We start from the raw sequence: 13188 nt of genomic DNA, 5'->3' as shown, positions 1-13188 counted from the left end.
GGATTACAGGTATAATCCCCGCCATGAATGAGCGGATTTAGACATCAACATGAGCAAACTTACCTTGCAAGAGCAGCTGTTAAAAGCGGGACTGGTGACCAGTAAGAAGATGGCCAAAGTCCAGAGAACGGCGAAAAAATCGCGCGTCCAGGCCCGTGAGGCGCGAGAAGCAGTGGAAGAAAAGAAACAGGCACAACTCGAACGAGACAAGCAACTCAGCGAGCAGCAAAAGCAGGCGACCCTAGCGAAAGAAATTAAAGCTCAGGTGAAGCAGTTGATCGAAATGAATCGAATCAGCCTGAAAAAGGGCGATATCGATTTTAACTTTACCGATGGTAATCTCATCAAAAAACTCAGCCTCGATAAGCTGACGCACAGTCAGTTAGTCAATGGCCGTCTCGCCATTGCGCGTCTCGCCGTCGCTAGCAACGGTAGCGCTGAATACGCCGTGATCCCGGCGAGCGTCGCCGATAAAATCGCGCAGCGGGATGCCGATAGCATCGTCTTGCACAGCGCGTTGAGTCAAGAAGAGCAGGATGAGGACGATCCATACGCCGACTTTAAGGTACCGGATGATCTGATGTGGTGAGCCCGGCCGCCTGTGCCATCGGAAATGTGTCCCTCGCCCTTGGCTGACCGTCCCATGATGTGCAACGGCACAGGCCCTGGCATCCAGCCCCATCCGCTCCCCGCGCGCTCGGCGTCACCTCGGTTATGTGGAACGGGGCGCAGGCGCTCCTCGCCAGCGCGTTAGCTGATACTTGATTCGTCAGTAAGCGCTACGCCTGGGGATTCGCTGCGTCCGCTACTCCCGTGAGCCCCCGCAACGCACGGGAGCCACGCCTCGCCCTGTTTGATGACGCCTGGGCGATAACCGCTCGCCCCCCTCGCCCAGCGTCCCCCTATAATGACGACAAATCGACCAGGCGAAAAAAGCCAGAAAAACCCAGCCCAATGCCGGTGCTAGCCCCAACACGCCATGCTCCCCATTCTCTTGCCGACTTACGGCTGAAGCTCCCCCCCATCCGACGACGCCTTGCCGTTTATCACGTTAATCGCGCACGATTTTGTATTGATTGATACAGAATAAATTGACGCGTCTCGCGGTAAATATATAGTTAATGTTAACGATTAGATAGGCGTAGGGGATCTCCCCAGCCGCCGCTACGGAGTCTCAATGAAAAAACGGCTGCGCTTACTGCTGCTACTGCTACTGGCGACGACGGCCTTTTTTTACTTGAACGGCCCGACCTGGCTCACACTGGAGGCATTAAAACGCCATCAGCTAGCGCTTAACGGCTGGCACACCCAGGCGCCTGGACAAATCGCGGCGGCGTTTTTCGTCCTATACCTGCTATTGACGGCGCTCTCCTTACCCGGTGCAGCGTTGATGACCGTGGCCGCCGGGACTCTCTTTGGCCTTGGACTAGGAACCTTGCTGGTCTCTTTCGCCTCCAGCATCGGGGCGACGCTGGCCTTTGTTAGCGCGCGCTTCTTGCTGCGCGATCGCCTATCCCGCCACATGGCGGTGCGCCTCGCGACCATTAACCAAGGCTTGGCACAGGATGGCGCCTGGTATCTCTTTACCCTACGCCTGGTTCCCCTGTTTCCTTTCTTCCTGATCAATCTACTGCTCGGCCTGAGCCGCTTTCCTACCCGACGCTTTTACTGGGTCAGTCAGCTCGGGATGCTACCCGGTACGCTGGTATACGTGAATGCCGGCACCCATCTGGCCGAGGTGGACTCTCTGGCGGCGATCCTCTCCCCTGCGTTATGGTTCTCGTTTGCCCTGCTAGGCACTTTTCCATTATTGGCGCGTCTCGCGGCGCGGGCATTACCGCGCTGGCGGCAACGCTGGCGGCAACGCTGGCGGCAAACTCGACGCTGGCCTAAACCTCGCCGTTTCGATCGCAATCTGGTGGTGATCGGCGCAGGCGCCGCTGGATTGGTCAGCGCCTACCTCGCCGCTGCCGTGCGCGCCAAGGTGACGCTGATCGAATCCGGCGCGCTGGGCGGTGATTGCCTCAATCGCGGCTGTGTACCGAGCAAGGCACTGATCCGCAGCGCCACCTTGGCGCATCAACTGCGTCATGGCGATCGCTATGGTCTGCCAACCCGCTTGGAGCCTCCTGACTTTCGCCAGGTGATGGCGCGGGTGCAAGAGACGATCCGTCGCATCGCCCCGCACGATAGTGTCGAACGCTATCGCGCATTGGGCGTCGAGGTTCTTGCGGGACGGGCACGCGTGCTCTCCCCTTGGCAGGTCGAGATCCAACTTGCGGATGGCCGCCTGCGCACGCTGAGTAGCCGAGCCATCATCATCGCCGCCGGCGCCGAACCGGTGATCCCTGAGCTGGCGGGGCTAACAGAGGTCGACTACCTGACCAGTGACACGCTGTGGGCGACGCTGGCGCAACGCGACACGCCTCCCCGCCGCCTACTGGTGCTAGGCGGGGGTCCCATCGGATGTGAACTGGCCCAGGCCTTAGCTCGCCTGGGTGCCGGCGTCACCTTGGTACAACGCGGCCCCCACCTGCTAGCGCGCGAAGATGAGGAGGTCGGTGCGCAGGTACGCGCTAGCTTGTGCGCCGACGGCGTCACGGTATTGACCGACTGCCAGGCGCTACGCATCGAACGTCGCGATGGAGAGAAACGGCTGATCGTGCGCCGGGGCAAGCTGGGAGAGGAGCAGGGATTGGCGTTCGACGACTTGTTGCTGGCGTTAGGACGTCGCCCCCGTCTGGCCGGCTATGGCTTGGAACAATTGGGTATCGATAGCCCACAGAACCTGGTTAGCAACGCCTATCTCCAGAGCCTCTGTCCCAGCATCTATGCTGCTGGCGATGTGACCGGCGGCGAGCAGTTGACCCACGCCGCCGCCCACATGGCGTGGTATGCCAGCGTCAATGCCCTATTCGGGCAGATCTGGCGTCGGCGCTTCGATGAACGGGTGATGCCACGCTGCATCTTCGTCGATCCTCAAGTGGCGCGGGTCGGCCTCAATGAGCGTGAGGCGCGTCGACGCCAGATCCCCTATGAGATCACGCGTTTCTCCTTGGCCGAATTGGACCGCGCGATCACCGACAGCGCCACCCAAGGTTTTATCAAGGTACTCACCCGCCCTGGCCGCGATCATATCCTGGGGGTCACTATCGTCGGTGAGCAAGCGGGGGAAATGCTGGCGGAGTATACCCTGGCGATGCGCCAGCGTATCGGGCTCAACGCCCTACTGGCCATCATCCACCCCTACCCAACCTTTAGCGAAGCCAACAAATATGCCGCCGGAGCATGGAGGAAGACGCATACGCCGCAGTGGGCGTTAACCTGGCTAGCGCGTTACCATCGCTGGCGTTTACGTGGCTAACCCCGCTGTGCGTCCCCCCGCGCCGTGGGGTGGCGTCTCAAGCTAGACAACAGGCCGTCGCCGCCTGCCAGAAGCGCGCCACGGCCGGACGGCAGCCTTCGCGCCGCTTATACAACAGGATCGGTAAACAGCAGCTCAGTTGCGGATGGTCGGGAAAAGCGTTGCAGACGACACCCTGCGCCAACTCCTGATGCACGATCGAGAGCGGCAACCAGGCCAGGCCACGATCGCGCAGCACCATATGCTTGAGCCCTTCGCTCATGCTGGTTTCGTAGCACTTAGTCAGCGCTGTGGGCGCCTGACGACGTAACGGCGCCACCACCCGACCGATAAAAGAGAAGTCGCTGTACGCCAGATAAGGTAACGGCTGCGTCGGGTCGTGGCGAGCGGCCAGGGTTCGCGAGATCACCGGGATCAACGTCTCGTGCGCTAACAGGTGAGCCTGTAATCCCGCCATCTCGACGGGACTGGGGCGAGCGCCGTCGATGTCATACACCATCAACAGATCGGCGCTGTTTTCCAGCAGCGTGTTGAAATGATTATCGACCCCCTGTAACCCCGGATTCACCACCACATTCATTCCTGTCAGCGCCGCCCCCAATGCCTCTAGCAACGCTGGCAACAGGTTGACGGCAAAAGTATGTAGACTGACGATGCGCACCGTCTCATCGGAGCGTACTGCCAACTGGGCAAAATCGAACTTCACATCGTGGATGCGCGCCAGAATATCCTCTGCAGAGGGGAGAAACTTTTCGCCATAGGGGGTCAACGCGATGGGATTGCCGCTACGATCGAACAGCGGCACACCTAACCAGATCTCTAATGCCCGAATGCGACGGCTGAATGCCGGTTGTGTAACATTGCGCGCCTTGGCCGCCGCCGAAAAATTCCCCAGTCGGTATAAGCTGAGAAAATCCTCCAACCATTTTACATCCATCACCACATCCTATGTTTTGACGGCATAACACCATGCTCAATAAGCAATAGTCACATAAAGCGAGGTGATATTATATTTTAACTCGCCAAATTCTGGCGTGATGCAGCACAAAATCGCACGCAAGCCCTTGCGTCCCCCAGGGATACCGATGCGGCAGACGTGCCCTCCCTACCTCGCTGCCCGCGCCCCGCCGCCTGTCATTCCCCAACCGCGCCATCGCCAGTGATGTCGCATAACGCCAAAACCAGGAGAGCTGCCCATGTTTACCCTATTGAAGAATGCCGAAGTCTACCAACCCCACTATCTAGGGCGTCGAGATGTGCTGCTGTGCGGTGAAAAAATTATCGCGCTCGACCGCGATTTGCGGGTTGCCGCGCTGCCCGCTCCGTGCGAGGTGGTCGACTGTGGCGGTAAGATCTTAGCACCCGGCCTCATCGACCAACATGTCCATCTGATCGGCGGTGGCGGTGAGGGAGGCTTCGCCAGCCGTACCCCCGCCGTCTCACTGTCACGCTTGGTGCGCGCGGGCACGACCTGTGTGGTCGGGGTACTGGGAACCGATGGTATCTCTCGCACGCCGAAGGATCTGTACGCCAAAATGCAGGGGCTAAATCGTGAGGGACTGAGCGCCTATATGCATACCGGCTCCTACGAACTGCCGACGCGTACCATCAGTGGCGCGATCCGTGACGACATCACCTTCATCGAGCGGGTATTGGGCGTGAAGATCGCCCTGGCCGATCACCGCGGCTCCTTCCCCACCAGCCAGGAGTTGCTGCGCATCGTCTCCGACATTCGTGTCGCCGCCTTGCTGGCGGGCAAGAAGGGGGTATTGCATATCCATCTCGGCGCCCTGCCCGATGCCTTCGCCCAAATCAACGAGCTACTGGCGCGGGGTCTCCCCATCCAACACATTTCACCGACCCATGTGGCGCGTACCGAAGCCTTGTTTGCCGATGCCATCAATTTTGCCCGTGCCGGAGGCCATATCGATGTAACCTCTGGCGGCAGCCGTTTCTTGGCCCCGGCCTGTGCGGTGAAGTTAGCGCTCGAAGCGGGCGTCGCCGCCGACCGGATCACCCTCAGTTCCGATGGCAACGGCAGCATGCCGCGGTTCGATGCGCAGGGAAACATGGTGGCGTTGGAAGCGGCACCGCTGGATGGCAACCTCCTGCTGTTACCGCAGTTGGTCGATCAGCAGATCCCCCTGGCCCAAGCGCTGGCGATGGTCAGTGCCAACGTCGCCGAGTCTCTGGGAATCGATAAGGGCAGGATTTTACCCGGAAAAGATGCGGACCTGTGCCTATTCGACGATAATCTGCGCCCCGAACGTCTCTATGCCCGTGGCCGCCTGATGCTACAAGGAACAGAGTATCTGGCCGTGGGTAACTTTGAACAAGGAAACTGAGAGAATGAGTCTACTGATCGCGTTATGCGCCGTGCTGTTTGCCGGGCGCCTGATCTTAAAAAATTATAATCCTCAGGCGGTATTGCTGCTAAGCGGCCTGGCGATGATGGCCATCGCCGTCTTCACCAACGACGCCACGTTCATCACCACGTCAACCGGTTGGATCGGCTTCGATCTGCTGGAGTATATCAACCAGTTGTTCCAGAAGATGGGGGGCGGGCTGGGGCTGCAAATCATGCTGATCGGCGGCTTTGCTATGTACATGTCCGCTATCGGTGCCAGTCAGGCCTTAGTTCGGGTGACGGCTCGCCCGTTACAACGCCTCAACTCACCCTACCTGTTGTTGGGGATCGCCTTTATCCTCGGCCAAACATTGTCGCTGTTTATCACCAGCGCCACTGGATTGAGCCTACTGTTGATGGCGACCTTATATCCGGTACTGACACGTCTGGGCTGTAGCCGCGCGGCGGCGGCGGCGGTACTGGCCAGCACCTGTGCTATTGAATTCGGTCCCGGTTCCGGTAACTCCATCATGGCGGCGCAGACCTCAGGGGTAGATATCACCGAATACTTTATCCACCAGCAACTGCCGGTTGCGGTGTTGACCATCCTGGTGGTGGCGCTGTTGCATATCCTGGTGCAACGCTACTTCGACCGCCGCGATGGGGCCATGGCCGCAGAGGCGAATCTAGACCAGGAGAAACTGCAAGAGACACAGAGCGATGCACCGCTGCACTACGTGCTGCTGCCGATGCTGCCGCTGTTCTTTATGCTGACCTTTAGCAAACTGGGCATAGGCACGATCATCATCAACATGAATACCGCCGTGTTGATCAGTGTCGCGCTCTCCATGCTGTGTGAATACCTGCGCTTCCGCGCTGCCAAACCGGTCATGGCTGGACTGAGTATAGTCTTCAGCAACATGGGGAAGGTGTTCGCCAGCGTGGTGACGTTGATCGTCGCCGGTCAAACCTTCGCCGAGGGGCTGAAGTCGATCGGCGCGGTACATGACCTGCTGGATCTGGCCAGCAACGCCGGCTTCGGTAGCGGTGTGGTGGTCCTGTTAATGGCATTGTTGACCTTCACCATCGCCGCGCTGATGGGCTCCGGCAACGCCGCCTTCTTCTCCTTCGCCCCGATGCTACCGGATATCGCCAAGCGCGTCGGCGGCAGCACCGCCGAGATGATCCTGCCGGTGCAGATCTCCGCTGGCATGGGACGCACCATTTCGCCGATCGCCGGGGTGATCATCGCCGTCGCTGGCATCGCCGGCATTTCACAGGTCGACATCGTGCGCCGAACCCTGCTCCCCATGCTCGGCGGTTGGTGCTTCATGCTGCTGTTGACCTTCTACCGCTCCGGGCAACTGTTGTCGGTATTCCCCTTCATCGCCCTGATCATGCTCATCATGGGCGGCGCGCTATACGCCATGGCGCGTAAGAAAGCAGCCGGTCATCAACGCGCAAGCTAACTTTATCTGGCGACGATACCCTGCTGTGGGCGTCGTCGCTCTCCCCCCACATATCTCTCCTCCCCCCTAAGCCGCCACACCTTTACTGACCGAGCAATAGGCTAAACGCCGCGACCATGGGGATGACTTCGCTCATTTCTCGCAGGCTGAGCAAATAGCGAACATTTTCAGCCACACCGCGCATACAGCGATTCCTGCATAAAGCCCAAGGCTAAATTGACTATAGTCATTACCGCTAGCGAAATAGGTTATAAGCCGCGCCGTCAATTAACCCTTGATATGAGACTGTTTAAGGAAATAAAAAACATTTTCAAACTGTGATAGCAATTAAGTAAATTAAAACAGAATAAGCAAATAAACATCTCATAGTAGATCACGGGGCGATCACACTTTCACTAAAAATTAACATGCTATATATATTGCCCGAATAAAAAATAGCTAGGCTGAAATATGAACACATCCGAACAAGAGGTGAATTCGCTTACCGACCCTGCGTCATCGCTGAAAACGCTGTGGTGGAATATCATGGATAACTGGCGGGTGGGAATTATTCCCTTACCGTTATTTATCCTCGCGGGTATTTTAATTGCGCTAGATTGTCTCAACGATAACTTACCGAATAATATCGTGGTTATGGTCGCTACGCTGGCCTTTTTTGGCTTCGCTTGTGGCGAGTTTGGTAAGCGTTTACCGCTCGTCGGAAAAATGGGAGCGGCGGCGATTTGCGCCACGTTTATTCCCTCGGCAATGGTCTATTATGGCTTACTGCCTCAAGCAGTTATTACATCTACTAGCCATTTTTTTAAAAGCACCAATATTCTTTATCTGTATATCTGCTGTATTATCGTCGGCAGTATTATGAGTATGAACCGCAACACCTTAATCCAAGGGTTTATGCGTATCTTTTTCCCTATGCTCTGCGGAGAGATCGCGGGCATGCTGGTCGGCATGGGCGTCGGTTACGCTTTGGGGCTGGCGCCATTCCAGACCTTCTTCTTCCTTATTCTGCCCATCATGGCTGGCGGCGTTGGCGAGGGAGCCATTCCGCTCTCCATGGGGTACGCTACGCTACTACACATGCAACAAGGCGTGGCCTTGGGGCGCATCCTGCCGATCGTCATGCTGGGTAGCCTAACGGCCATCATCATCGCAGGCTCCCTGAATATGATAGGCAAACGCTTCCCACATCTGACCGGAGAAGGCGAACTGATGCCATCGCGCGCAGGGGACAAATCGGCGCCGATGGCGGCATTGGCCGACGCAGGCAGCGATAAACTCGACATCTCCGCCTTGGCCTCCGGCGCGTTGTTGGCGGTGCTGCTATATATGGTCGGGATGCTGGGACATCGCTTAATCGGTTTGCCAGCGCCGGTCGGCATGCTGTTCGTCGCCGTCCTGATCAAATTGGCGCACGGCGTCTCTCCGCGCATCATGCAGGGCTCGCAGATCGTCTACCATTTCTTCCGAACCTCGGTCACTTACCCGATCTTGTTCGCCGTCGGGGTCGCCATCACCCCATGGCAGGAACTGGTCAATGCCTTCACGCTGGCTAATCTGGCGGTGATCGTCAGCACCGTCGTCACCCTGGTCGCCACCGGTTTTCTCGTTGGCCAACGCATCGGTATGCATCCGATCGATGTCGCCATCGTCTCCTGCTGCCAGAGCGGCCAGGGCGGTACCGGCGATGTGGCGATCCTGACGGCCGGCAATCGCATGGCACTGATGCCCTTCGCGCAGATAGCGACGCGTATCGGCGGGGCGATTAACGTCTCTCTGGCCCTGCTCTTCTTAGGCAAGGTATTACTGTAACCCTACTTCGTGAACCATTAAGTCATCATTATTATGAAACTCGTTAGTTATCTGTCCCGTGGACAACGCAGTTATGGCATCGCCCGACCGGAAGGCCTCATCGATTTGAAGCGGCACCTCGGTCTCGACTATGCCGATCTCAAGAGTCTACTCGGCGCTCAGGCATTAGCCGAGGCCCGCAAATTCGAACATCACCCCGTCGATGTCGACTATATGGCGATCACCTTCCTGCCGGTGATTGAGAATCCGAATAAGATCCTGTGCGTCGGCATGAACTACCCGGAAAAGCGCCGCGAATTCGATCAACAAGATCCCGCGCCGACACTATTCGTCCGTTTTGCCGACTCGCAGACGGGGCATATGACCCCACTCCTGAAACCATGGCAATCTCAACAGTTTGATTACGAAGGCGAATTAGCCGTGGTAATCGGCCGAGGTGGCAGCAATATTCCCCGCGCACAGGCGTTGACACATGTCGCGGGCTACAGTTGCTACATGGATGGCTCGGTGCGCGATTGGCAGCATAGCTGGTTCACTGCCGGCAAGAACTGGAGCCGAACCGGTGCCTTCGGTCCCTGGCTGGTGACCCGCGATGAGATCCCCGATCCTCAACAGCTGCGTATCCTCACCCGCTTGAACGGTCACGTGGTGCAAGAGGATAACACCGCCGCAATGATCCATCCGATCGCCCAATTAGTGGAGTACATCAGTACCTTTACGCTACTGAGCCCCGGCGATGTCATCATCACCGGATCGCCGGGCGGTGTGGGCAAAAAACGTAATCCCCCCTTGTTTATGCAGCCGGGCGATTGCATCGAGGTTGAGATCGAACGTGTGGGACATCTCAGTAACCACATCGTCGAAGGCGTACTCTAACGGCACACGACTGCGCACGGAAACCGTACGCCTTCTCTAGCGGCGCCTCACGCGGTCTTCTGATTGCGGGCCGGCGCCGCAGCCTTATCGGAGATTGATTCATGTTGGGCCATAAATACTCCCTGTTCCTGTTCACCACAGTTTTACTCCTGGGCGGACACGCCTATGCCAGCCACCAAGGGGTCTACCTTACCCCCGAGACGGCACCGGATGCGGTCAAGATCCTTCCGCCCCCGCCGAGCTACGACTCCCTCGCCTTTCTTCAGGACCAGGCCGTCTACCAGGCTAAAGATGCCGTCTATGACGCCAAACGCATCGAGCAGGCGGCTAACGACGGTAACTATAAACAAATCCCCGCGCTCTTTTCTCCTGCCTTTGGCATGACCCTCAGCGCCAAAACCACACCAGCCATTACGCGTCTACTCGATAACATCATGGCCGATAGCCATAATCCCACGCTACGTTCCGCTAAGAGCCATTACATGCGCCAGCGTCCGTTCGTCTTTAATCATGGACATAGCTGTACGCCCAAGTATGATCATGAGATGGCCAATTCCGGTTCTTACCCCTCCGGTCATGCCACGCTCGGCTGGGCGGTAGCGCTGGTGTTAGCCGAAATCAATCCCGCACGGCAGAACGAATTACTGCAACGCGGCTATCAATTCGGCCAGAGTCGTGTGATCTGCGGCGCCCACTGGCAGAGCGATGTGGCGCAAGGGCGCTTGCTGGGTTCCGCCTTCGTCGCCAGCCTGCACGCACAGCCCCAGTTCGAGCGCGATCTGGCCGCCGCCAAGGCGGAGTTCCAACGCCTCGCTCACTGAGTAACGCGCCGCGGCCCCCAGCGGAACGCAACGCCGTCGGGCTGATCACGCAATTATCCGATGACGACGCGCTGGCGTTTCCCGGTAGAAGGTCATACCAGAGAGAACGGCGAGCGGGAGCGGTGGGCGCCAGCGCCACCGTGCCGTACGTCGCGCTATTTTTTCTTTAATGCTACAGGGAGATCACGATGCCCTTTCCCACTGCCGCGCAGCTGCGCCACTGGCGCCATCTGTTCCACCAGATTCCCGAGACCGGCTGGAGCGAGTTCATTACGACAGCGCACTTGATCGAAATCCTACGCGCCATGGGCTACCGGGTATTGACGGGCGCGGCGTTCCTCGCGCGTGAACATATCCAGGGACGTGATGAACAGGAGGTCGCCCATGCTCTGGCTCGGGCGCGTGCCTTTCCGGTCGAGGCGGCGCTGCTGGCGGAGATGGCGACGTTAACTGGCTGCGTCGCCCTGCTGGAAACGGGGCGCCCCGGGCCGACTATCGCCCTGCGTTTCGATATCGACGGCGTCGCGGTTCATGAAAGCGACGACCCGCACCATCCCCCCCACACAGCCGGCTTCGCTTCGCGCCACCCCGGCTGCATGCACGCCTGTGGACACGACGGCCATATGGCTATCGGTCTGGGCGTCGCGCAGACCTTGTATGCATTACGCGATCGACTATGCGGTACGGTAAAGCTGCTGTTTCAACCGGCAGAAGAAGGAGTACGCGGTGCCAAGCCGGTGGCGGAGGGCGGTATACTGGATGATGTCGACTACTTCCTCTCGACCCATATTGGGATGGGCGTACCCAGCGGCGAGATCGTCGTCGATCCACACGATTTTCTCTGCACCACCAAACTGGATCTGCGCTTCTTCGGCGCTCCGGCTCACGCCGGCATGATGCCGCAGGGTGGGGCCAACGCCTTGGCGGGCGCCTGCCACTGCGTCACCCAACTGCTGGCGATCCCACGTCACGGCGCGGGTATGTCACGCATCAACATAGGTACCCTACGTGCCGGCGAAGGGCGCAACGTGATCCCGGCCTATGCCGAGATGCAGCTAGAGGTGCGAGGGGAAAATCGCCACATCAATGCCTATATGGAGCAACAGGTCTTACGCATCGCCGACGGCATCGCACAGAGCTTCGCACTACGGGTTGAACATCAGGTGATGGGCTGCGCCGTCGATCTCCACAATGATGCGCCACTGATGGCGCTGATCGCGCAGATCGCCCGCCAACAGAGCCAACTGCGTCTCGGCGAGGCCCGCTTTGGCGCTAGCGAAGATGTGACCTTGCTGATTGAGCGTGTACAGGCGCATGGCGGCCAGGCGGCCTATGTGCTGTTGGGCGCCGACCTGAAAGCCGGACACCACCAGGCGACGTTTGATTTTGACGAGACCGTACTGGCGCAGGGGGTACAACTCTTTAGCGCCTGTGTCGAACGCCTCTGCCAAGGCTAAACCCGCCCACCTCGCCCGACGTATCATTCCCCAACGTGGGAACGGGCGGCGGCTTAGTTAAGTTAGCGGCGCGGCGCAGTCTCCTCGTCTGGGGTGCGCTTACCGTCATAGGGGCCGTGAAAATAATCTACTGGTGCGTACAGGGTATCGGCCAACAATGAAAAAGGAAGATCGATAAATGCGCGACTCCGCGTCAAAAAGTCGTAGTCATAACTCCCCGAGCCGCTGACCCGCGCCATGTCGTTGCGTACTCCGGGGTAATAGGTGTGACCATCCTGCATCGTCGTCCGCCCCATAATGCTGCCGCATCCCGTCAACAATACGGCACAAACGCCAATCAACGCGGCCCGCAACAGTCGCTGTTTCATGTTTATCTCCCTGAGATATTGCCAAGCCTCGATAATAATCGGGATCGTCTCGGCGGCCTAGTCGCCCGCGTCAGACATCCCGATTTTTTTGCCCTGGCTCACTGTTAGGCACCACGGCGTCGCACCTTATACCAACGGAAGAACAGCAACGCTAGCACCAGACCGAGCAGCAATACCCCACCGGCCCACAGACGCTGCTGCGGATTTGCGAATAGGCGCAGCAACAGCTCGCTGGCGCCATAGCCGAGGGTGACGATAATCAACGCCCAGAGGATGGCCCCCAACAGATTGAACAAAATGAACTTAGCCGGACGTACCCCCGAAGAGCCGATGATGATCGGCCCAATGGTCCGAAAACCATAGGCGAAACGCATGCCGAGGATCAGCCAGCCTTCGTTACGCCGGATCTTCGCCTGCACGTAAGCGATCTTGGCCTGTTGGCCGGGGAAACGTCGTAGGATCGGGGTACCGAAGTGGCGGCCGACGAAATAGAGCGTCGTGTCGCCCAAGGCCGCACCGAGGATAGTCAACAACACGACCCAGGGGTAGAAGAGCAGGTGTTTATGCGCCGCCGCCCCGGCCAGAAAGGCGATGGTCTCACCTTCGATAATACTGCCCAACACCACGGCAACATAGCCATACTCCGTTATCCAGCGCGCTGCATCAATCATCGTTTA

At 58.4% G+C, this 13188-nt stretch carries 11 protein-coding genes; 8 read left to right on the top strand and 3 right to left on the bottom strand.

Going from position 1 to position 13188, the window contains the following annotated elements:
* Positions 1-49: 49 nt before the first annotated feature.
* A complete protein-coding gene (locus EHO01S_RS09100) occupies positions 50-589 on the top strand; it encodes a DUF2058 domain-containing protein (RefSeq protein ID WP_024523661.1) in 540 nt (179 codons plus the stop codon).
* A gap of 588 nt (positions 590-1177) precedes the next feature.
* The gene (locus EHO01S_RS09095) at positions 1178-3364 is read left to right on the top strand and encodes a dihydrolipoyl dehydrogenase family protein (protein WP_024523660.1); all 2187 of its coding nucleotides are present in this window, start codon (positions 1178-1180) and stop codon (positions 3362-3364) included.
* A 37-nt stretch (positions 3365-3401) separates the two neighbouring features.
* Here the strand turns inward: EHO01S_RS09095 and EHO01S_RS09090 are convergent, their stop codons facing one another.
* Positions 3402-4301 (bottom strand): LysR family transcriptional regulator, encoded by a 900-nt coding sequence (locus EHO01S_RS09090; protein ID WP_024523659.1) that lies wholly within the window; start codon positions 4299-4301, stop codon positions 3402-3404.
* 259 nt (positions 4302-4560) lie between these two features.
* Here EHO01S_RS09090 and iadA point away from each other — a divergent pair, with 259 nt between their 5' ends.
* The 6 genes from iadA to EHO01S_RS09055 all read left to right on the top strand — a co-directional run bounded on the left by iadA (position 4561) and on the right by EHO01S_RS09055 (position 12143).
* Positions 4561-5709, top strand: a complete 1149-nt coding sequence (gene iadA, locus EHO01S_RS09085) for a beta-aspartyl-peptidase (RefSeq protein ID WP_024523658.1) — start codon at positions 4561-4563, stop codon at positions 5707-5709.
* 4 nt (positions 5710-5713) lie between these two features.
* On the top strand, positions 5714-7180 hold the full coding sequence (gene dcuC, locus EHO01S_RS09080) for a C4-dicarboxylate transporter DcuC (protein ID WP_024523657.1): 1467 nt from the start codon (positions 5714-5716) through the stop codon (positions 7178-7180).
* 450 nt (positions 7181-7630) lie between these two features.
* Positions 7631-8989: a 2-hydroxycarboxylate transporter family protein gene (locus EHO01S_RS09070; protein WP_024523656.1), complete on the top strand. Its 1359-nt coding sequence runs from the start codon at positions 7631-7633 to the stop codon at positions 8987-8989.
* 33 nt (positions 8990-9022) lie between these two features.
* A complete protein-coding gene (locus tag EHO01S_RS09065) occupies positions 9023-9865 on the top strand; it encodes a fumarylacetoacetate hydrolase family protein (RefSeq protein WP_024523655.1) in 843 nt (280 codons plus the stop codon).
* A gap of 101 nt (positions 9866-9966) precedes the next feature.
* Positions 9967-10686 (top strand): acid phosphatase, encoded by a 720-nt coding sequence (locus tag EHO01S_RS09060; protein ID WP_024523654.1) that lies wholly within the window; start codon positions 9967-9969, stop codon positions 10684-10686.
* 188 nt (positions 10687-10874) lie between these two features.
* A complete protein-coding gene (locus EHO01S_RS09055) occupies positions 10875-12143 on the top strand; it encodes an amidohydrolase (protein WP_024523653.1) in 1269 nt (422 codons plus the stop codon).
* A 62-nt stretch (positions 12144-12205) separates the two neighbouring features.
* On the opposite strand, the gene EHO01S_RS09050 is transcribed toward EHO01S_RS09055, so the two are convergent.
* Both EHO01S_RS09050 and EHO01S_RS17525 read right to left on the bottom strand, forming a co-directional pair.
* Complete coding sequence (locus EHO01S_RS09050; protein ID WP_024523652.1) at positions 12206-12511, bottom strand: YceK/YidQ family lipoprotein; 306 nt, start codon at positions 12509-12511, stop codon at positions 12206-12208.
* A 104-nt stretch (positions 12512-12615) separates the two neighbouring features.
* Positions 12616-13182, bottom strand: a complete 567-nt coding sequence (locus EHO01S_RS17525; protein ID WP_035370408.1) for a DedA family protein — start codon at positions 13180-13182, stop codon at positions 12616-12618.
* Positions 13183-13188 lie beyond the last annotated feature (6 nt).

The organism is Edwardsiella hoshinae NBRC 105699 = ATCC 33379 (genome assembly GCF_000474215.1).
Classification (GTDB): Bacteria; Pseudomonadota; Gammaproteobacteria; order Enterobacterales; family Enterobacteriaceae; genus Edwardsiella; species Edwardsiella hoshinae.
Note: the sequence above shows the minus strand (reverse complement) of the source record. Positions and strands in the feature narration are given on the sequence as shown.